The organism is Paenibacillus sp. JT31N17 (genome assembly GCF_056269255.1).
Genome location: NZ_JBWDNP010000006.1, coordinates 35,264 through 56,070, shown reverse-complemented (window position 1 = coordinate 56,070; position 20,807 = coordinate 35,264). Strand labels below are relative to the sequence as shown.

Here is a 20,807-nt window from a genome sequence, read left to right as displayed (position 1 = left end):
CGCAAATATCGAGTAAGGTTCAGTTATTCAGAAGGCAGGGTGACAATAATGGCGCCGAAGATTAAAGACGTCGCTAGGCAAGCGGGCGTCTCTGTAACAACAGTTTCGAGGGTATTGAATGGCGAACGGTATGTCAAGGACGATCTGAAGGAAAGGGTGCAGCGGGCGATTGCCGAGCTTGGCTATACACCCAGTCATATCGCCAGAAGCCTTGTACTGAAAAAAACGAACCTTATTGGCGTAATCGTTCCCGATATTACATCGAGCTTCTATTCCACGATCCTGAGCACGATTGAGAGAACTGCAAGCCTCAATGATTACAATCTTATGCTGTGCAATATTATTGAGGATAACGATAAAGAACTGAAATATTTGCAGGTATTCAAGCAGATGCGCGTCGATGGCATTATTATCATGCATGAGAAATTAAGCGATGAAATTCGGGAGCTCATCATGAGCCTGGACATTCCGCTCTTGTTCTCCAGTGTGAAGCCGGCGAATCAGCCGTTTGTTTCCGTCATTATAGACGATTACGCGGCATCCTATGATGCAACGCGATATTTGATCGGACTTGGACACAAGCGAATCGGATTTCTTGGCGGAGACATGAGTGACGTCACCTCAGGACAAAACCGTTACATCGGTTACACCGACGCCCTGGCCGAGAGCGGTATCCCGATCGCTAACGACTATATCCGTTTCGGTGATTACAAAACCCAAAGCGGTTATAATTTAATGAAAAAAATTCTGAATTGTGATACGCGTCCGACGGCCGTTTTTGCTGTCAGTGACGATATGGCTGTCGGCGCCATGAACTGCATCCATGACCACGGGCTGAAGGTTCCGGAGGATTTATCCGTAATTGGCTTTGACGGAAGCCAGCTGACGGAGCAGGTGCGTCCGCAGTTGTCGTCTATGGAGCAGCCTATCCTGGAGATGGGCAAAGTGACGATTGAGAAGCTGCTTGATATGATTTCAGGTAACGAAGGCGCACCTGTGCATGACGTTATTCTGAAGCATAAATTAGTGGTGCGTGACAGCTGCAAGGCTTATCAGGAGCATGATTGAATAAAGATAAAAATAAAGAAACCAAATCATAAGCGATTGGAAGAGGGAGAAAGAGTTGGAAACATTTGATGCTGTTGTAATCGGCGATGCTAATATCGATCTTGTGGTAGTAGGTTCCGGCCAGGTTCCCGAGTCTGGTCAGGAAGTTTTTGTGGACAATATGATGATCCACTTGGGCGGGGGAGCCGCTTTGTTCTCGGTTTCTCTTGCAAAGCTAGGCCTTCAGGTAGCCTTTAACGGTGTTTTGGGGGATGATGCCAACGGACATTTTATTCGGAATCGTTTTGCCGAATATGGTATCGATACCAGAATGATTCAAACGAGTCAAATCCACAGTACCGGCATCTCCATTGCATTCAATCCGGAAACGGATCGATCCTTCATTACATATGCGGGATCGAATATGGAGCTGCAGGTAGACAAACTGGATCTGGACCAAATTTCCCAAGGCAAGCATGTTCATATCACCGGATATAAAGGAAGACGGAATCATGAGCAGTATGTTCAATTAGCCCGGTCGCTCAAGGAAAAGGGAATTACTCTGTCCTGCGACGTAGGCTGGGATGATTCCGGAGAATGGGACAACAGCATATTTGACTTTATGCGGTATTTTGATGTTTTCCTCATGAATGAAACGGAAGCTCTTCATTATACAGGACTTGAGAACAAGGAAGAGAGCCTTCGTTATATGAGCAAATATTGCAATCATGTGGTGGTGAAGCTTGGAGCGAGCGGTGCCATTGCCATGAAAGACGGGCTGCTGACCCGCAGCACGGCTTATAAGGTTAAAGCGGTAGATACAACCGGCGCAGGGGATTCCTTTAACGCGGGCTATCTATACGGTTTTTTATCAGGCAAGGATGCCGCCACCAGCCTTCGTTACGGAAATGCGTGCGGCGCACTCTCAGTTGGCGCTTATGGCGGAAGTACAAGCGCACCTGATCTTGAACAGTTGAACGTATTTATCAATCAGCGCGAAGAGGGTTTGAGTGTATCTGACTCAACAAGATGAAGAGGGAGACCATACCGACAATGACATTGCCAGCGTCAGTTACAGCCTTGCTTGAAGAAGCGGAAACGAAGCTTGCTGCCCATCCCAAGCTGCTGCAAATGTTTAAGAATTGTTATCCGAATACGCTTGAAACGACGACAAAATATCTGAGTGACCAATCCGTCTATGTCATTACGGGGGACATTCCTGCCATGTGGCTCCGTGATTCAAGCGCGCAGATCAGGCATTACCTGCCGCTAGCTGCCGGAGATCAGAAGCTGCAGGAATTGTTTATAGGATTAATCCGCAGGCAAATCACTTATATTCATATCGATCCCTATGCCAATGCGTTTAACGAAGAAGCAAATGACAACCGGTACGACGAAGATTTGACCGAGCTTAACCCGTGGGTCTGGGAACGGAAATACGAGATCGACTCCCTTTGTTATCCGATTCAGTTAGCCTACTTGTTCTGGAGGGAGACGGGAAGAACGGATCTGTTCGATGATGCTTTTCAAGCGACGGTGTACAAGATTATGGACCTGTGGCGAACAGAGCAAAGACATGCGGAGCAGTCTCCTTACCGGTTCGCACGCATCGATTGTCCGCCAAGCGATACGCTGCGCAATAACAGAATGGGGATGCCGGTCAATTATACGGGAATGACCTGGTCAGGTTTCCGGCCAAGCGACGATGCCTGTACCTTCGGTTATTTAATTCCCTCTAATATGTTTGCTGTCGTCGTGCTTCGTTACATCGAGGAGATTGCCAGTGAAATATGGAAGGATGCAAATGGTGCGAAGCTGGCGGCGGAATTGCGTGAAGAGATCGATTTTGGCATCCGGACCTACGGCACCTTTGTACATCCGAAATACGGAAAGATCTACGCATACGAAACAGACGGTTTTGGAAACCATAACCTGATGGATGATGCCAATGTTCCCAGCTTGCTGTCCATTCCTTATTTGGGCTACACGACCTGCGAGGATCAGATCTATCAGAATACGCGCCGGTTTGTGTTAAGCGCCGATAATCCTTATTACTATGAAGGTGAATTTGCAAAAGGAATCGGAAGTCCGCATACGCCGGAAGGTTATATTTGGCCAATCAGCCTGGCTATGCAGGTCCTGACATCGAAGGATGAGCGCGAAATAAGAGAAATCTTGACGACGCTGATTCAGACGGATGGGAATACAGGATACATGCACGAAGGCTTTGACAAGGATTGTCCCGAGAATTACACGCGCCCCTGGTTTGCCTGGGCCAACAGTCTGTTCAGTGAAATGATCCACGGCCTGATGAGAGACGGATACTTCGATTGATGTTTTTCCTTTAACAGAAAGGAATGGGATGCATGATTCAAATCAAGAGATATTGGGAAGATCTGAACGTTCTTCAGGTGAACAGACAGCCTCCGAGGGCCTATTATATTCCCTATGCGGATGAACGGGCGGCGAGATCAGGCAAACGGGGTCAGTCCCCTTATTATCAAACCTTAAACGGAAACTGGAAATTCCAATATCACGGAACGGTTCATGATGTGAAAGAAGCTTTTTATGAGGAGACTGCCGATGTTAGCGGGTGGGACGATTTAACGGTTCCGTCCTGCTGGCAGGTAAAGGGCTATGATCAGCCTCAATATACAAATTTCAATTATCCCTTTCCATGCGATCCCCCCTATGTTCCGGAAAATAATCCGGCCGGACTTTATGTGAGGGAGTTCAATGCGGCGCCAGTTGGATTAAATAAAGAACGATTTATTGTCTTTGAAGGGGTTAACGCCTGTTTTTACTTATGGGTTAACGGGCAGTTTGCCGGTTACAGTCAAGGCAGCCGCATGCCGGCGGAATTCAATATATCCCCGTTCCTTCGGGAGGGGAAGAATCGTATCGCTGTCATGGTGCTGAAATGGTGCGACGGCTCCTACCTGGAAGATCAGGATCTTTGGCGGTATACGGGTATATTCCGGGATGTATATTTACTTGCGCGTGATGCTGTCCATATCCGGGATGTATTTAATAAACAGAGTTTCGAGGACGGGTTCAGCAAGGCTGCACTGGTATCGGAGATTGATACGACAGGACCTCTGGAGGTCCGTGCTGAATTGAAGGATGCCAAGGGGCGCGTAGTCGCTTCGGCACAAGAGCTCGTGGATGGCAAAGGCGCGCTCCGGTTCGAGCTGATAGATCCCGTCTTATGGAATGCCGAGAAGCCTTATCTATACCGCCTCTATATTTATGGCGGCGGAGAAACGCTCCAGTTCCCGGTGGGCTTCAAGCAAGTTGCGATTGTGGATGGCGTCTTTCTGATCAATGGACAGGCTGTCAAGCTCAAAGGCGTCAACCGGCATGACTCCCATCCGGAGCTCGGGCAGACGATTCCGGTCCAGCATATGATCAAGGACCTTATTCTAATGAAGAAACATAATATCAATACGATCAGAACTTCCCATTATCCTAATGATTCCCGCTTTATGGAGCTGTGCGATGAATACGGATTTTATGTTGTAGATGAAGCCGATCTGGAATGTCACGGAATCGGAAGCGCCGGCGATTTTCAAAATGGGGTTTTCCATAAGCTGTCCCGTGATCCGGCATGGAAGGAAGCGTTTGTGGAACGGGCTGTCCGAATGGTTGAACGGGACAAGAATCACCCATGTGTCGTAATGTGGTCATTGGGAAATGAATCGGGTTATGGGGCCAATCATATCGCGATGGCCGAATGGACGAAATTGCGTGATGCTTCCCTGCCCATTCATTACGAGGGGGCAGCTCCCCATTACGAAGGCAGTCCTCATGTCGAATGCCTGGATCTGGAAAGCCGGATGTATACCTCTGTGCAAGAGATAGAAGCGTATGCCCGCGATGAGAATAACAAAAAGCCGTTGTTCCTGTGTGAATACAGTCATGCGATGGGTAACGGTCCCGGCGATTTGAACGATTATTGGGAAGCGATCTATCTCCATCCGAAGCTGATGGGCGGCTGCGTGTGGGAGTGGACTGATCACGGGATCAAGACAGAGACTAAGGACGGAACGCCTTTTTATGGTTATGGCGGCGATTTTGGAGATACACCCAATGACGGCAACTTCTGTATCGACGGACTTGTCACACCTGACCGCAAGCCTCACACGGGACTGCTGGAGCTCAAGAAGGTTATTGCTCCCATCCGGATCGAGGAACAAAACCTGCCAACCGGAGAGATCAAGGTCACGAACCTGTATGACTTTATTGATCTTTCCCATGCTGGCGTTTTCTGGAAGCTGGAACACGATGGACAGATGATTCACCAAGGACAGCTGGAGCTTGGCGGGATCGAGCCTCACAGCTCACGGATTGTGAGCCTTCCATACGAACTGCCGGAGGCGGTTAATGGGCAGTTTGTCCTCACCTTATCCTGCTGGTTGAAGGAAGAAACAGCCTGGGCGGAAGCCGGCCATGAAATCACGTTCCAGCAGCTCGAATGGAAGAGCGGTGTACAAAGCGATCCGAAGCCTGAAGCGGTGCATGCGTGGCAGCCGCCAATTCAAGTGGAGCAGAAGGGCCATCGGCTGATGGTCGAAGGATTTGATTTCCAGCATGAGTTTGACTTGATTGAAGGTACTTTGCAGCGGTTGTCGAGGAACGGAGTGGAGATGCTGGATGCCCCCGCCCAGTTCTCGATCTGGCGGGCGCCGACAGACAATGATATGCATGTGAAGGAAAAATGGCGTGATGAAGGCTATGACCGGGCAATCACCAAGGTGTATCAATGCGATTGGGAACAAACCGGCGAAGGGGCAATCGAAGTCAGAACCCGGTTCTCAATAGGCGCTGTTTCCCGCTTTATGATCCTGCGAGGTGAAGCATGCTGGAGGGTGAGCCCGAGTGGAGCGGTCGATCTGCTGGTAAAGGTGAAGATGGGGGAGGAGCGCGAGTTTCCTTATCTGCCCCGCTTCGGACTGAGGCTGTCCATGCCGCAAGGGATGGAGGAAGTCGAGTATTCCGGCTTCGGGCCGCATGAGAGCTACATCGACAAGCGCCAAAGCGTCAGAAGAGGCCGGTTCCTGACAAGCGTTGACGAAATGTTCGAAAACTACATCATGCCTCAGGAAAATGGTGCGAGATATGGTACGGATTGGGCAATCCTATCCAATGAGCAGGGCATGGGCCTTCAATTCTCCGCATCGGAGGGATTCTCCTTCCACGCATCGCATTTTACGCCGGAGGACCTGACGAATGCCGCACACAGCTGGGAGCTGGCGAAGAGAAAGGAAACGATCGTCCATCTGGATTACCGGATGAGCGGCGTAGGCTCCAATTCCTGCGGACCGGAGCTGGCTGAGCCCTACCGTCTGAACGAAAAGGAATTCCAGTTCGAACTCAGGCTGAGGCCGCTGTTTAAAGAGGATGAATAAAAGCTCGCTGAGATATGCCAAGGAGGTAATAAGATGAAATATATGCAGATTGAAGGAGTAAACAAGCAAATTTCCCGCCTGATCATGGGGACAGGGGATTTGAGGAACTTGGGCGAGTCTGAGCGGACGATGCTGGATGCCTATATTCAAGCCGGAGGCAATGCTTTTGATACGGCTCATCAGTATCGGGGAAGAGAACAAATACTCGGGAGTTGGCTGGCGGAAAAGCAGCTGCGGGAGCAGGTCGTCATTCTTTCCAAGGGCGCCCATCATGATGACGGGAGTCCGGGCCTGCGGGTCAATCCGCAGGCGATCAGAAAAGATTTGATGGAGAGCCTGGAAAGGCTGGGCACCGATTATGTGGATTTGTACGCTCTTCACCGCGATGATCCGAGCGTAGCGGTCGGACCGATTATGGAGGAATTGAATGAGCATCTTCAAGCCAAGCGGATTCGGGCGATCGGCGCTTCCAACTGGTCGTACCAGCGCATCCAGGAAGCCAATGAATATGCCGCCGGGCACAAGCTGACAGGCTTTGCCTTCAGCAGCTCCAATCTGAGCCTGGCGAAGCCTATCGAACCCAGATGGGAAGGCGTTGTGTCGGCTGACGAGGATACCTGCCGCTGGCATGCGGGCAATCAGCTGCCGCTTCTGTCCTGGTCTGCTCAAGCGGGTGGATTTTTCTCGGGGAACTTTACGCCGGAAGACCGGTCCAATGAGGAAATGGTAAGAGTTTATTACAGCAGCGGCAACTGGGAACGGTACCGCCGCACCGTGAAGCTGGCGGAAGAGAAGCAGGTTACTCCTATACAAATTGCCTTATCCTATGTTCTCTACCAGCCTTTCCCGACCAGCGCAATTATCGGGCCGCGTAATCCGGAGGAGCTTGAGTCTTCCATTCTGTCGTTGAATCTTGAATTAACCGCACAGGAAGTGGAATGGCTGGATTTACAAAGGGAGGAAATTTCAAAATGATCAGACATCAACTGGCTGCACAGCTGTATACATTGCGAAACGAAATTAAACAGGATTTTGAAGCCGTCCTTCGAGATTTGAGCAAAATGGGTTGGGCTGCCGTACAAATCGACGGGCTGCACGGCAACTCCGCCCGGGATATCTCTTCTCTTATGAAGGAGCTGGGATTGAAAACCGCAGGCATGCATGTCGGTCTGGAAAGGATGAAGACGGATCTGGATGCTGTCCTTAAGGAAGCGGACCTGTTCGAAACGAAAGATTTCATCTGCCACTCGCTGCCGGATGGCCTGCAGAATCTGGAAGGGTACAGGAGTGTGCGAAGAGATCTGCTTGATGTAGCCGCCAAAGTAAAAGGCATGGACTACAGGGTGGGTTACCATAATCATGACTTTGAATTTCATACTCTGATCGACGGTAAGTTTGCTCTCGAATATCTGCTTGAGGATCCGTCCGTTTATGCCGAAATCGATACGTATTGGGTTCTGAAAGCCGACCAGGATCCGCTTACGTTCATTCGCAAATACGCTAATCGTATGCCGATTCTGCATTTGAAGGATATGACGGCAGACGATCGGCGAACATTCGCGGAAATTGGTACCGGCCTTATCGATTTTGCTCCCATTCTCCGCTGGGGCCTGGATCATGGAGTCGAATGGTTCGCCGTAGAACAGGATTACTGCCCGGGAAAACCGATGGACAGCTTGGCACTGAGCCTGGAAAATTTGTTGAAGCTGGAGCAGGCTCTCTAAAGTTGAATCCCGAAGGGTGAGGATGACATGTTATTTGCAGAAAAGAAGCTCAAGGCAAGGCTGCATGAGTTAAGCGAGACCCGCTATCGCAATCTTATACCGCTCGGGAGCTTCTCCGCAGCGGAGGACGAGCATGGCGCAGCAGGGGCAAGGCCGATGGACGTCCTTCCGACGTTTGAGCTGAAGACCGGAGACAGCTGGAGCGGCCGCGACCGGTATATCTGGCTCTCCCGCAGCATTGAGGTTCCTCAGGAATGGAACGGTAAAACGGTGCTTGCACTCTTCGACTTCGGTGAGACCGGCGGAGGCAACAATGAGGGCTTTGAATCGCTGCTTTACTGGAACGGCACTCCGTATCAAGGCGTCGATTCCTACCATCAGGAGGTTTTTCTGCCGGATCAATCCGCCGGAACGTCCGGAAGATTGGATATCCGGCTGTGGTCCGGGCTGGACGGAGGCGGCAAGCCGCGCGAGATAAAGCATACGATAAACCGTGCCGATCTGTGCTGGCTGGATGAAAGAGTTGACGATTTCTACTACACGGGAACCGCTGTTCTTGAAACGGTTCAGGTGCTGGATGCAGGAAGCCCTGATCGCATGGATCTTATCAAAGCGCTGGACCGCGCATTCTTCAAGGTGGATTGGTCCGAACCCGGCTCTGCCGCTTATTATGATTCGGTATATGAAGCAAGAGAGCTGCTATCTGCCGAATTAGCCCGGTTCGAGAAGCATCATCAGGTTACGGTCACCTGTGTCGGACATACGCATATCGATGTTGCGTGGCTCTGGAGACTGAAGCATACCCGGGAGAAATCCGCCCGTTCGTTCTCTACTGTCCTGCGGTTGATGGAACGCTTCCCTGATTATGTGTTTTTGCAGACGCAGCCTCAGTTATACGCCTATATCAAGCAGGATTACCCGGAAATCTACGAGCAAATTCGAGACCGGATCCGTGAAGGGCGCTGGGAGATTGGCGGCGGCATGTGGCTGGAGGCGGATTGCAATCTGACCTCCGGGGAATCGCTGGTGCGGCAGTTCCTGTTTGGAACCCGGTTCATGCGAGAGGAATTTGGCGTGGAGAGCACGTACCTGTGGCTGCCCGATGTCTTCGGATACAGCTGGGCGCTGCCGCAAATTTTGAAGAAATCCGGTTTCAAAACCTTTATGACTACGAAAATCAGCTGGAATCAGTTCAACCGGATGCCGCATGACACCTTCAAATGGCGCGGAATCGACGGCTCCGAGGTTCTGACGCATTTTATTACGACACCGGACGATTGGGAAGGAGCCAACAACTTCTTCTATACCTATAACGGCTTGATCTCGCCGGAAACCGTCAAAGGGGCATGGGACGGCTATCAGGACAAAGAAGTGAATCAAGAGCTTCTGCTGTCTTATGGTTATGGCGATGGAGGAGGCGGCGTTAACCGGGAGATGCTTGAGATGCGCCGCCGCCTGGAGACGATGCCTGGTCTGCCGAATGTGAAGGCAGGGCGGGCGGATGATTACTTCGACCGTTTGCATGAAACCGTCGAGGAGACCGACCGCTACGTGCATGTATGGGACGGGGAGCTCTACCTCGAATATCATCGCGGCACCTATACGAGCCAGGCTTACAATAAACGGATGAACCGCAAGCTCGAGCTTCTCTACCGCGAGACGGAATGGCTGAGCGCGCTCGCTGTCTTGATGGGCAGCGACTGGAGCCGTTATCGCCAAGAGCAGCTGAACAGCGGATGGACTATCATTCTGCGCAATCAGTTCCATGATATCATTCCCGGCTCTTCCATTAAGGAAGTGTACGAGGACAGCAAAGAGGAGTATGCGCAAGCCTTATCGATCGCCACAGAAGCTTGGAACGAGGCCGCTGCCCTGGTTGGCGGCAGACGGGAACAAGGTACATGGACCGTCTTTAACAGCTCGTCCTGGAAGCGAAACGATTTGCTGGAATTAACCGCAGAGAATGTGCCTCCCGGAAGCATATGGACGAATCAGGATGGCCAAAGACTGGTTTCACAGTATGCCAATGGACGCTGGCTCGTAGAAGCTGCCGATCTGCCTTCTTTAGGCATGGCAGCCATTCATTATACGGCGGATTCCGCGCAGCCGTCCGGCGGAATTGCCGAAGCTCCCTTCATGATGGAGGGCAGCCTGCTTAAGACACCTCATTATGAGATCGAGTGGAACGAATCCGGCCAATTGGTTCGCATTTACGACCTGGACAATCGCCGGAATGTTCTGGCCAAAGGCGCAATTGGCAATGTGCTGCAGGTATTTGAAGACAAGCCGCTTAATTTTGATGCCTGGGATATCGATATTTTCTATCAGGAAAAGATGCGGACAATCTCTGAGCTGCTTTCTGTCGAGCTTGTGGAAACTGGCCCGCTCGCAGCGGTTGTTGAATTCAAGTGGCGCTACGGGAAGTCCGAAATATCGCAGCGGATGATGGTTTATTCAGGAAGCAGACGGATTGATTTCCGTACGCATATCAATTGGCAGGAGCACCAGCAGCTGTTGAAGGTCGCTTTCCCCGTAGATGTGCGCTCCACAGAGGCTACCTATGATATTCAGTTCGGGAATGTTAAACGTTCCACGCATTGGAACACAAGCTGGGATCTGGCGAGATTCGAATCCGTCGGCCATCAGTGGGCGGATTTATCCGAACGCGGATACGGCGTAAGCCTGCTGAACGATTGCAAATACGGCTATGACATCAAGGATAATGTGATCCGGCTGTCGTTGTTGAAATCGGCCATAAATCCGGATCCGGATGCGGATATCGGCGAGCATTCCTTTGTCTATGCGCTCCTCCCGCATGAGGGGGACTGGTATGCTGGAGGTACCGTTCAAGAGGCGTGGTCACTGAATAACCCGTTGACCGCCTTCGAAGGAGGAGCGGATCTCCATTCGCTTTCGATGTTCCGATTGTCCGCTCCCAATGTGATGGTGGATGCCGTCAAGAAAGCGGAGGACGGCGAGCAGCTGGTGCTGCGTGTCCATGAGTTTGCGGGTATCCGCACTCAAGTGAAGCTCGGCAGCGATCTTCGAATCCGCTCGCTGGAGGAATGCGATCTGATGGAACGCAAGCTTGGAGAGGCCGGGATTAATGATGGAGAATTCGCACTGAAGCCATATGAAATCAAGACCTTTCTTGTACAGCTTGAGGTTAAATCATGAAATCTGATATAAATGAGGTTTTGCCGATGAAAACGATCCGATTGACCATGGCACAGGCTTTGCTGAAGTTTTTGGACCAGCAGTATTTGTCCGTGGATGGCGAAGAAACCAAGTTTGTCCGGGGCCTCATGGGCATCTTTGGACACGGCAATGTAACGGGGCTTGGCGAAGCTCTCGAGCGGCAGGCCGGCGAGCTGATATTCATCCAGGGCAAAAATGAACAAGGGATGGTTCATGCCGCTACCGCATATGCCAAGCAGAAGAATCGCCGCCAGATCTTTGCCTGCACGACCTCGATTGGACCTGGTGCGCTCAACATGGTGACTGGCGCAGCAACAGCGACAGTCAACCGTATTCCGGTCCTGCTGCTGCCGGGAGATAACTTTGCCTCCCGCCAGCCGGATCCTGTGCTGCAGCAGCTGGAGGTTCCAACCGATTATTCGATCTCTGCGACCGATGCTTTCAAGCCGGTCAGCAGGTTCTGGGACCGGATCATCCGCCCGGAGCAGCTGATGACGTCGCTGCTTCATGCGATGCGGGTGCTCACTGACCCTGTGGAGACTGGCGCCGTGACATTGGCGCTGCCCCAGGATGTTCAGGCAGAGGCTTACGATTATCCGGCTTCTTTCTTCGAGAAGCGCATCCACACCCTTGACCGACGTCCGGCCTCTCCTCACGCCATTGACCGTGCGGCGGATTTGGTTGCGGGCAAGAAGAAGCCGCTGATTATCGCAGGCGGCGGCGTGCATTATGCGGCTGCAGCGCAGGAGCTGCTTGCGTTTGCCGAAGCCTTCGGTATTCCCGTGGCGGAGACGCAGGCTGGAAAAAGCGCTGTCCCGTGGAATCATCCTCTGAGTCTTGGCGGCGTCGGTGCAACCGGAACGCTCGCGGCCAACCGGATCGCTGCAGAAGCGGATCTGATCATCGGCGTTGGCACACGGTTTTCTGATTTTACAACAGCCTCCAAGTCCGCCTTCCAGAATCCGGATGCCGCTTTCCTGAACTTGAATATCAGCGCATTCGATGCGGTCAAGATGGATGCCGCAGTGATTACGGCTGATGCGAAGGAAGCGATTGCCGCCCTGCATGAAGCATTAACCAGGCGAGGGTACCGCTCCGGCTATACAGAAGGAAGAATCAGCAGCCTCAAAGCAGAGTGGGATGAGGAAGTTAATCGCCTGTACGCGCTGGAAAGCGATGAGGGATTGACTCAGACAAGAGCGATCGGCGTCATTAACGGATTCGTAGAACCGACAGACGTCATTGTCTGCGCTGCCGGCAGCCTGCCTGGCGATCTGCATCGGGTCTGGAGGTCTGTCGAGCCCAAGACGTACCATATGGAATATGGATTCTCCTGCATGGGCTATGAAATCAGCGGCGCATTCGGCGCAGCTCTCGCGGAGCCGTCCCGGAATGTATATTCATTCGTAGGCGACGGCAGCTATCTGATGCTGCACTCCGAGTTTGTAACCGCCATTCAAGAAGGCGTGAAGCTGACCGTTCTGCTGTTCGACAATCATGGCTTTCAGTGCATCCACAACCTGCAGCGCGGACATGGCAGCGACGGCTTCGGCAATGAATTCCGCTTCCGCGCCAAGGAGACGGGCCGCTTAAACGGTTCCTATATGCCGATTGACTTTGCCGCGCATGCCCGCAGTCTGGGGGCAGCGTCATATACGGCGCGAACGGCGGATGAGCTGGAGCAAGCCCTTCGACAGGCCAAATCGGAGCCGGGACCGGTGCTTGTGGAGATTAAGGTGCTTCCGGGAACGAACACGGACAGCTACGAGTCATGGTGGCATGTCGGCGTGCCCGAGGTGTCGGTGAGCGATAAGGTGCTGGATGCTCATCAGCAAATGCGCAAGAATGTGAAGGCTGCACGGCCTTACTAATAATTGGACGCAACATTAAAATATAGAGGTTAAGGCCTGCTCGTTATTGAGCAGGCCAGCCTTCCTTAGGCTGGCCTGCACATGGGAGAAGGTAGGGGGTTAACACAGGCTTCCGCCTGCATGCAGCCTCTCCAACCGAATCGAAAGAAGGGATTAAGATGGAATCTGTTTCGTTTGCCACAGGCAAAGCTCTTGATTTTGTGGCGATCGGCCGTCTGTGCATCGATTTGAACGCGAATGAGATTAATCGTCCGATGGAAGAGACCATGACATTCACGAAATATGTGGGCGGTTCACCGGCCAACATCTGTATCGGCATGTCCCGGCTTGGCATGAAATCAGCCTTCATCGGCAAAGTGGCCGATGACCAGATGGGCCGGTTTATTGTCCAATATTTGCAGAATAACGATATTGAAACATCCGGAATTACTACAGACCGGACAGGCGCGGTAACGGGTCTTGCATTCACGGAAATCAAAAGCCCGGAGGATTGCAGCATCCTGATGTACCGCGATCATGTCGCCGATTTGCTGCTGGCGCCGGAAGAAGTCGACGAGTCGCTGATTGCGGGCAGCAGGGTATTGCTTGTTTCCGGTACGGCTCTGGCGAAAAGCCCCTCCCGGGAAGCCGTGCTGCTTGCTCTCCAATACGCCCGCAAACACGGAACAAAGGTCGTCTTCGATATCGACTATCGCCCTTATACATGGACATCTCCCGAGGAAACGGCGATCTATTACCATCTGGCCGCCGAAAAAAGCGATATCATTATCGGAACCCGGGAAGAATTCGATATGCTGGAGCGGTTCGCCGTGAATCCGACCCGCAGCGATGAAGTAACAGCTGCGCAATGGTTCGGCTGTCATGCCGAGATCGTCGTCATCAAACACGGCAAAGACGGCTCCATTGCCTACGGCAAGGATGGCAGCTCTCACCGGGGCTCGATATTTCCCGCCAAGGTCATTAAGACATTCGGGGCGGGCGATTCCTATGCGGCAGGTTTTATTTATGGTCTGATGCAGGGATGGAGTCCAAGCCGCAGCATGGAATTCGGCAGTGCTTCCGCCTCCATCGTTATTTCCAGTCACAGCAGCTCCGACGCCATGCCGACTGTCATGCAGGTTGAACAATTTATGCTCGCTTCCAAACAAGCTTAATCCGAAAGGGGAATTCCCGATATGTCTCAAACGAATGCGCCAGCTCAGTTGAAAAATTTCATCGGAGGCGAATGGATCGCTTCCACATCAGGCAATTATGATCCTGTATATAATCCGGCAACGGAAGAAATTCTAGCCTACGTTCCCTTGTCCTCCAAACGGGATCTTGATCAGGCTGTCCAAAATGCCAAAGACACTTTCAAAACATGGAGCAAAACACCGGTTCCCCGCCGGGCCCGTATTTTGTTCAAATACCAGCAGCTGCTGGTGGATCACTGGGATGAGCTCGCCAGAATCATTACAATGGAAAATGGAAAAAATTATCAGGAGGCTCACGGTGAAGTGCTGCGCGGCATCGAATGCGTCGAATTCGCCGCAGGAGCACCTTCGCTGATGATGGGCAAACAGCTTCCGGACATCGCCACCAACATCGAATCGGGCATGTACCGCTATCCGATAGGCGTTGTAGGCGGAATCACGCCGTTCAATTTCCCGATGATGGTTCCCTGCTGGATGTTTCCTCTGGCTATTGCCTGTGGAAATACATTCGTGCTGAAACCGTCCGAGCGTACGCCGCTTCTTGCAAAGCGTCTTGTTGAGCTCTTCAGGGAAGCCGGCCTGCCGGACGGTGTTCTGAACCTGGTGCATGGAGCGCATGATGTCGTGAACGGTCTGCTGGAGCATCCGGACGTCAAGGCGATTTCGTTCGTCGGCTCCCAGCCGGTCGCCGAGTATGTGTACAAAACCGGAACAGCGCATGGCAAACGGGTACAGGCCCTCGCAGGCGCGAAGAACCATACCATCGTTATGCCGGATGCGGATATGGATAATACGGTCGCACAAATTGTTAATGCGGCATTTGGCTCCGCCGGTGAACGATGCATGGCATGCGCCGTTGTTGTCGCAGTCGGCGAAGCGGCTGAGACGCTTACCGGCAAGCTCGTCGCAGCGGCAGACGAACTCACCATCGGCAACGGTATGGAAGAGGGGGTTTTCCTCGGTCCTGTCATCAGGGAACAGCATAAGGAACGTACACTGGGATATATCGAAACAGGCGTGAAGGAAGGAGCAGCGCTGATTCGCGATGGACGCAAGGATGCCGCAATCAGCGGCGACGGATACTTTGTCGGGCCGACGATTTTTGATCAGGTATCCAGCGACATGAAGATTTGGAAAGATGAAATATTCGCGCCGGTGCTGTCAGTTGTGCGCGTAGACAGCCTGGAGGAAGCCATTGAGCTGGCCAACCGCTCGGAATTTGCGAACGGTGCCTGCATCTTTACCCGGGATGGCGGGAATGTCCGGCAGTTCCGTGAAACCATCGATGCAGGAATGCTTGGTGTGAATCTGGGTGTTCCGGCTCCGATGGCCTTCTTTCCATTCTCGGGCTGGAAGAAATCATTTTACGGCGATTTGCATGCGAATGGAACGGACGGCGTCGAATTCTATACGAGAAAGAAAATGGTAACCTCCCGCTGGTAAGCTTAAGGTCTTCCTTGCAGAATAAGGTTGTTCTCATTACACTTATAAAAAAAGGAGGATGGGGAAAATGCCGCTGGTTTCGATGAAGGAAATGTTGAATGAAGCTGTCAAGGGCCGATACGCTGTCGGCCAGTTTAATCTGAATAATCTGGAGTTTACACAAGCGATTCTGCAGGCTGCCGAGGAGGAGCGGGCACCGGTTATTCTTGGTTTGAGCGAGGGATATATCATCTACATGGGCGGTCTGTCCTGCATTGCCGGAATGGTCCGGTCGCTCGTTGACTACTACCGGATCACGGTGCCTGTTGCCCTGCATCTTGATCACGGTACGTCCTACGAGCTTTGCGCAGAAGCGATCCGCGCCGGCTTCACGTCTGTTATGATCGACGCTTCCCATCACGGGCTTGAGGAGAATATCCGGATTACGCAAAAGGTTGTTGAAGAAGCGCATCGTTACAATATCTCCGTGGAGGCCGAGCTGGGCCGAATCGGCGGACGGGAAGACGATCTCGTCGTCAATGAAGCGGAAGCGATGTATGCGGTGCCTGAGGAATGCGTCCGGCTGGCAAAGGAAACCGGCATCGATTGTCTGGCTCCTGCGCTGGGCTCTGTACACGGTCCGTACCGCGGGGAGCCGAAGCTTGGATTCGACAGGATGGAGACAATCGGGCGATTGACCGGATTGCCGCTTGTTCTGCACGGCGGCAGCGGTATTCCGGCTGACCAGATCCGGCGGGCGATTGAGCTCGGCACAGCCAAAATCAACGTGAATACGGAAAATCAAATGGCCAACACGGCCGCAATCCGCGCTTATTTGACGGAGAATGACTCCGAATATGACCCGCGCAAATATTTGGGGGCAGGACGGGAAGCTGTGAAGCGGAGCGTGCAGGCCAAAATTCGCGAGTTCGGTTCATCCGGCAAAGCAAACGCGTAACCGATGACGGATTCGAGTCATACTTAGGAGAGGTGATCCAGATGAGCGATCTTATCGTTAAACCAGGCCAGATCCCGGATGCCGAAGGCAATCTGCTCCGGATTACGCCTGAGTCCGCAGGCTGGGAGCATGTCGGCTTCGAAGTATATGCGCTGGGCAGCGGTGAACGGCTTAGCCGCCCAACCGGCAATCAGGAAGCCTGCATCGTTCTCCTCGGAGGCAAAGCGGATGTTGCCACGGACAAATTCGAATGGAAGCAGATAGGCGAGCGCATGAGCGTGTTTGAGAAGATCCCGCCTTATTCCGTATATGTTCCTTCCGGAGACAGCTTTGCCATAACGGCGCTGACCGAGCTGAGAATCGCTGTCTGCTGGGCCCCGGGCAAAGGGTCGCAGCCTGCGCGTCTGATCGCTCCCGGGCAGGTGGGGGTCGAGCTTCGTGGACAAGGAAGCACAGAGCGGCTCATTCACAACATTTTGCCGGAGTCTGAGGCTGCGGACAGCCTGCTGGTCGTTGAGGTGTTTACCCCGGGCGGCCATTGGTCCAGCTATCCGCCGCATAAGCATGACAGAAATTTTCTGCCGGAGGAATCCCTGCTGGAGGAGACCTACTATTACCAAGTCCAGCCGGAGCAGGGATTCGCGGTGCAGCGGGTGTATACGGATGACGGGTCGCTGAACGAGACGCTTTCCGTTGCGAGCGGCGAAGCCGTACTCGTGCCCAGGGGTTATCATCCGGTATCCGCGCCGCCGGGCTATGAAGTCTATTATTTGAACGTAATGGCGGGACCGGTCCGCACGTGGAAGTTCTATAATGATCCGAATCACGCATGGCTTATGCCCAAGCCGGCGAATCTGCCGGGAGTCTGACAATTCCGGGTGATGCCTGCTGCAAGATGCGTGAATATCATACATGCTGCATATTGAAATTGTGGAGGAGCATCCGATGCGGTGCTCCTCTTTTCCATTCGAAGGAGATGATCTTTACCCGTGATAACCATATGGCGGTGGCTTATTGAATTAGATGAGTAAGGAGGTTATGATTTATTCAATAAAGGGAACCTAGGCCATCTAACTTCGGTTACCTTCTGTGGCTTTCGAAAAAAAGGAGGTCGGAGCAATGGCGCTTCGAACCAGGAAAGTATCAAAAGTTCCGCAGGATTTGACACAAGCCCCTTACTATCAAGCGGCTTTAAGAATGAACGATCTGACCGTGATCGAGACCTGTACGCATACAGAAGGCAAGAAGGGGACTATGCTGCTGGAGGACCATCTGCTTTTATTTGTGCTTGACGGAAAATACACGGTGCGGTTCGGCGATCAGGAGTTTACGGTTCGTAAAAATGAAATGGTTCTGCTCCAAAAATCGATTGTGGTGGAATTTGAGAAGTCAGGGGAAGAGGAGTCAAACTATTTACTGAACTACATGATGTTTTTTTTGAAAGAAGAATTGATTACGGAATTTATCAAAATGGCGGATCTGCAGAACGCGTACCCAGCCGCAATCGTTCCAATTTCTATCAGCGCGGTCAATGACCGGCTTGTCAGCTATATCGAGTCTCTCAAACCCTATTTCAAAGAACCGGAACAGGTAGAGGACGGATTGGTTAAGGTTAAATTATTGGAATTATTGTTTGATGTGGCAAATGCCAACGAAAAATTTTTATTCCAGTTTTTTATGCTGAAGCGTAAAGAAAGGAAGAATATTACCGAGGTGATTGAGGCGAATATCACAAACCCGGTTTCTCTCAATGATCTTGCCTATTTATCAGGCCGTAGTTTATCGAGCTTTAAACGGGATTTCCAGGCGATTTACAATACTTCGCCTCTGCAATGGATCAGAAATCGACGATTGGATATGGCCAAAGAATTATTAACCCATTCATCCTTATCGGTAACAGATGCCTGTTTCTCAACTGGATTTGAAAATGCAGCCCATTTCTCCAAAGTATTCAAAGAAAGGTTTGGATACTCTCCATCCTCGCTTAAGTAATCGAGAAAAATATATCAGCACCTCTTTCCAATCATTGGAGACCGCATGGTGATCCGGTGCTTGAAAAAGGTGCTTTTTTCATTCTTGCGGGTTCTCGACCTGAGCAAAGGTACATGGCGGCATGGCGAATGATTTTGAGCTAAATAGACAAATACTCTGGACTTCCAAGCAAAGTAGATCCATTTATGCTCTGGTATAGTTATGGTATCAGCCAGCCGGGAACCATGAATGGAGAAGGCGGTCAGCACTTCAAGCTAAGGGAGAGAATATCCATGTCAAACAAGAAAACAAAGCAAAAAGTATGGTTTATTACAGGCGCGGCAAGAGGATTCGGATTTGAGATCGCAAAAGCGGCTCTCGAGGCAGGCGATAAAGTTGCAGCCACGGTCCGGAGCAAGCCGGAACAATTGGCAGCGCAATTCAACAACAACGAAAACCTTCTTGTTACAGTATTGGATGTTACGAACGAGGCGATGGCCATTGATAACGCTGCACAGACCATCAGGAAATTTGGCAGAATCGATGTTCTCGTCAACAACGCGGGCTATGGATTGTTAACCGCAGTCGAAGAAGCATCCGGTGAAGAAGTCAGACAAAATTATGAAACGAATGTCTTCGGATTATTGAATGTCATACGTGCTGTGCTTCCACACATGCGCAATCAGCGTTCCGGACATGTAATCAATATTTCATCGGTTGGCGGACTAAGCGGCTATATCGGCTGGGGGATATACGGTTCCACAAAATTTGCAGTCGAAGGAATTACGGAAGCGTTGGCGCTGGAGCTGGCTCCGTTAGGTATACATGCAACTATAGTGGCGCCAGGCTTCTTCCGTACCGATTTCCTGGACACGACTTCCTTGAGCCGGACCGGAAATATTATTGCGGATTATGCGGATACGGTCGGCAAAATGCGGGATTTTGCTACGGAAGTAAATAAGAAGCAGCCCGGCGATCCCAAGAAATTGGCGTTGGCCTTCATTACATTAGCCGAATCGGAGAATCCGCCGGTCCATCTGCCGCTGGGCAGTGATTCACTGGCGCGCTATCGCGATAAGACAGCTCGTTTTGAGACAGAGATCGGCGAATGGCATGAGGTAATCACGGGCACAGATCATGACAATGTCAAATAATGAATCGAAACAGGGCATTATTTCTGATAAAGTCGTCCCCGAGATTCATTTCCTACAAAGGGAATATTTAGAATTTTGTAAAAATAGGGCCTTGAGGCATAGTCTATTTTGCTCTTGACGATCAACAGGGCATCCTATAAATTTACATTAGATACAAAATGTTTCTATTGAATATTATGGCTTATCTAACGTTATTATAATGAAAATTTTAGAACATGCAGCTTGTCCAGTCATATAAGGACAGCTGCATGTTCTTTTTATATGATGACACTCAAATTTTTCACTATATGCTGAAGGAGATGCAGACAATGAAGATCACTTCAAGAAGCCTGACTATCAAGACGTGCCTGTTCGCAGCGTTCATTCTAGCTGCTTCACTGATTGTGCCGATGGTTCAACGAGATGTTCATGCCTTGGGGGATGCTGCTGAAGATTTTTATTTTGAGAGTCCCTATTATGGCGTCAACGAGTCGGATGGAACGGTTACGCTGAGGGTTTTACGTACAACCGGCATTGAGAGCAGCGCAAGTGTTCGTTACGGTGTCGGTTATACAGGAACCAGTCCGGCTTTGCCTGGACCTTGAATATCGGGTTCAAGAGCGGATTCTACAATATTATTGAGGAGGAGGGGCAGGCCAGCATTCCAGTAGTTCGCAAGGGCAGCACCGAAGAGAGGGAGACCGTTCATTATTACACGGAAGCCCAGTCGGCAGGCAATGACGATTTCAGCCCGGTGACGGGCAACCTTACGTTTGAGGCTTGAGAAACAGTCAAGACACTACGAATTCCCATTTTGGATTTCAATTGGCGGAGTACATGGAACAGTTCTATGTAAGCTTGTCATCCGGAACGTCAACAAAG

16 protein-coding genes are annotated in these 20,807 nt (G+C 51.4%); all 16 read left to right on the top strand.

Annotated features, from left to right (window positions below; all coding sequences use genetic code 11):
- Positions 1 to 48 precede the first annotated feature (48 nt).
- Positions 49 to 1,068 (top strand): LacI family DNA-binding transcriptional regulator, encoded by a 1,020-nt coding sequence (locus AC0YOB_RS20170; protein ID WP_475794274.1) that lies wholly within the window; start codon positions 49 to 51, stop codon positions 1,066 to 1,068.
- A gap of 55 nt (positions 1,069 to 1,123) precedes the next feature.
- Entirely contained in the window at positions 1,124 to 2,080 is a 957-nt protein-coding gene (locus AC0YOB_RS20165) for a carbohydrate kinase family protein (protein WP_475794273.1), read from the top strand.
- 20 nt (positions 2,081 to 2,100) lie between these two features.
- Entirely contained in the window at positions 2,101 to 3,381 is a 1,281-nt protein-coding gene (locus AC0YOB_RS20160; protein ID WP_475794272.1) for a glycoside hydrolase family 125 protein, read from the top strand.
- Positions 3,382 to 3,413: 32 nt separating this feature from the next.
- Entirely contained in the window at positions 3,414 to 6,455 is a 3,042-nt protein-coding gene (locus AC0YOB_RS20155; protein WP_475794271.1) for a glycoside hydrolase family 2 TIM barrel-domain containing protein, read from the top strand.
- A gap of 33 nt (positions 6,456 to 6,488) precedes the next feature.
- Positions 6,489 to 7,430, top strand: coding sequence for an aldo/keto reductase (locus tag AC0YOB_RS20150; protein WP_475794270.1), 942 nt, complete (start codon positions 6,489 to 6,491; stop codon positions 7,428 to 7,430).
- Positions 7,427 to 8,179: a sugar phosphate isomerase/epimerase family protein gene (locus AC0YOB_RS20145; RefSeq protein ID WP_475794269.1), complete on the top strand. Its 753-nt coding sequence runs from the start codon at positions 7,427 to 7,429 to the stop codon at positions 8,177 to 8,179. The genes AC0YOB_RS20150 and AC0YOB_RS20145 overlap by 4 nt, the downstream gene beginning before the upstream one ends.
- A gap of 27 nt (positions 8,180 to 8,206) precedes the next feature.
- Positions 8,207 to 11,356: an alpha-mannosidase gene (locus tag AC0YOB_RS20140; protein ID WP_475794268.1), complete on the top strand. Its 3,150-nt coding sequence runs from the start codon at positions 8,207 to 8,209 to the stop codon at positions 11,354 to 11,356.
- Between the two features lie 26 nt (positions 11,357 to 11,382).
- Positions 11,383 to 13,248 carry a 3D-(3,5/4)-trihydroxycyclohexane-1,2-dione acylhydrolase (decyclizing) gene (gene iolD, locus AC0YOB_RS20135; protein ID WP_475794267.1) on the top strand — a complete coding sequence of 622 codons (1,866 nt, stop codon included), beginning with the start codon at positions 11,383 to 11,385 and terminating at the stop codon, positions 13,246 to 13,248.
- A 158-nt stretch (positions 13,249 to 13,406) separates the two neighbouring features.
- Entirely contained in the window at positions 13,407 to 14,402 is a 996-nt protein-coding gene (gene iolC, locus AC0YOB_RS20130; RefSeq protein ID WP_475794266.1) for a 5-dehydro-2-deoxygluconokinase, read from the top strand.
- 21 nt (positions 14,403 to 14,423) lie between these two features.
- Positions 14,424 to 15,884, top strand: coding sequence for a CoA-acylating methylmalonate-semialdehyde dehydrogenase (locus AC0YOB_RS20125; RefSeq protein ID WP_475794265.1), 1,461 nt, complete (start codon positions 14,424 to 14,426; stop codon positions 15,882 to 15,884).
- A 67-nt stretch (positions 15,885 to 15,951) separates the two neighbouring features.
- Positions 15,952 to 16,821 carry a class II fructose-1,6-bisphosphate aldolase gene (gene fba / locus AC0YOB_RS20120; RefSeq protein ID WP_475794264.1) on the top strand — a complete coding sequence of 290 codons (870 nt, stop codon included), beginning with the start codon at positions 15,952 to 15,954 and terminating at the stop codon, positions 16,819 to 16,821.
- A 41-nt stretch (positions 16,822 to 16,862) separates the two neighbouring features.
- On the top strand, positions 16,863 to 17,690 hold the full coding sequence (gene iolB, locus AC0YOB_RS20115; protein WP_475794263.1) for a 5-deoxy-glucuronate isomerase: 828 nt from the start codon (positions 16,863 to 16,865) through the stop codon (positions 17,688 to 17,690).
- A 385-nt stretch (positions 17,691 to 18,075) separates the two neighbouring features.
- On the top strand, positions 18,076 to 18,813 hold the full coding sequence (locus AC0YOB_RS20110) for an AraC family transcriptional regulator (RefSeq protein WP_475794262.1): 738 nt from the start codon (positions 18,076 to 18,078) through the stop codon (positions 18,811 to 18,813).
- Positions 18,814 to 19,085: 272 nt separating this feature from the next.
- The gene (locus tag AC0YOB_RS20105; RefSeq protein ID WP_475794261.1) at positions 19,086 to 19,946 is read left to right on the top strand and encodes an oxidoreductase; all 861 of its coding nucleotides are present in this window, start codon (positions 19,086 to 19,088) and stop codon (positions 19,944 to 19,946) included.
- Positions 19,947 to 20,254: 308 nt separating this feature from the next.
- The gene (locus tag AC0YOB_RS20100) at positions 20,255 to 20,530 is read left to right on the top strand and encodes a hypothetical protein (RefSeq protein ID WP_475794260.1); all 276 of its coding nucleotides are present in this window, start codon (positions 20,255 to 20,257) and stop codon (positions 20,528 to 20,530) included.
- The gene (locus AC0YOB_RS20095; protein ID WP_475794259.1) at positions 20,527 to 20,709 is read left to right on the top strand and encodes a Calx-beta domain-containing protein; all 183 of its coding nucleotides are present in this window, start codon (positions 20,527 to 20,529) and stop codon (positions 20,707 to 20,709) included. The genes AC0YOB_RS20100 and AC0YOB_RS20095 overlap by 4 nt, the downstream gene beginning before the upstream one ends.
- Positions 20,710 to 20,807: the final 98 nt, after the last annotated feature.

Excerpts from the sequence above, each read along its gene's own strand:
- AC0YOB_RS20170 (WP_475794274.1), top strand. The coding sequence starts at position 49 with ATGGCGCCGAAGATTAAAGACGTCGCTAGGCAAGCGGGCGTCTCTGTA.
- AC0YOB_RS20160 (WP_475794272.1), top strand. The coding sequence starts at position 2,101 with ATGACATTGCCAGCGTCAGTTACAGCCTTGCTTGAAGAAGCGGAAACG.
- AC0YOB_RS20155 (WP_475794271.1), top strand. The coding sequence starts at position 3,414 with ATGATTCAAATCAAGAGATATTGGGAAGATCTGAACGTTCTTCAGGTG.
- AC0YOB_RS20150 (WP_475794270.1), top strand. The coding sequence starts at position 6,489 with ATGAAATATATGCAGATTGAAGGAGTAAACAAGCAAATTTCCCGCCTG.
- AC0YOB_RS20145 (WP_475794269.1), top strand. The coding sequence starts at position 7,427 with ATGATCAGACATCAACTGGCTGCACAGCTGTATACATTGCGAAACGAA.
- AC0YOB_RS20140 (WP_475794268.1), top strand. The coding sequence starts at position 8,207 with ATGTTATTTGCAGAAAAGAAGCTCAAGGCAAGGCTGCATGAGTTAAGC.
- iolD (WP_475794267.1), top strand. The coding sequence starts at position 11,383 with ATGAAAACGATCCGATTGACCATGGCACAGGCTTTGCTGAAGTTTTTG.
- iolC (WP_475794266.1), top strand. The coding sequence starts at position 13,407 with ATGGAATCTGTTTCGTTTGCCACAGGCAAAGCTCTTGATTTTGTGGCG.
- AC0YOB_RS20125 (WP_475794265.1), top strand. The coding sequence starts at position 14,424 with ATGTCTCAAACGAATGCGCCAGCTCAGTTGAAAAATTTCATCGGAGGC.
- fba (WP_475794264.1), top strand. The coding sequence starts at position 15,952 with ATGCCGCTGGTTTCGATGAAGGAAATGTTGAATGAAGCTGTCAAGGGC.
- iolB (WP_475794263.1), top strand. The coding sequence starts at position 16,863 with ATGAGCGATCTTATCGTTAAACCAGGCCAGATCCCGGATGCCGAAGGC.
- AC0YOB_RS20110 (WP_475794262.1), top strand. The coding sequence starts at position 18,076 with ATGCTGCTGGAGGACCATCTGCTTTTATTTGTGCTTGACGGAAAATAC.
- AC0YOB_RS20105 (WP_475794261.1), top strand. The coding sequence starts at position 19,086 with ATGTCAAACAAGAAAACAAAGCAAAAAGTATGGTTTATTACAGGCGCG.
- AC0YOB_RS20100 (WP_475794260.1), top strand. The coding sequence starts at position 20,255 with ATGAAGATCACTTCAAGAAGCCTGACTATCAAGACGTGCCTGTTCGCA.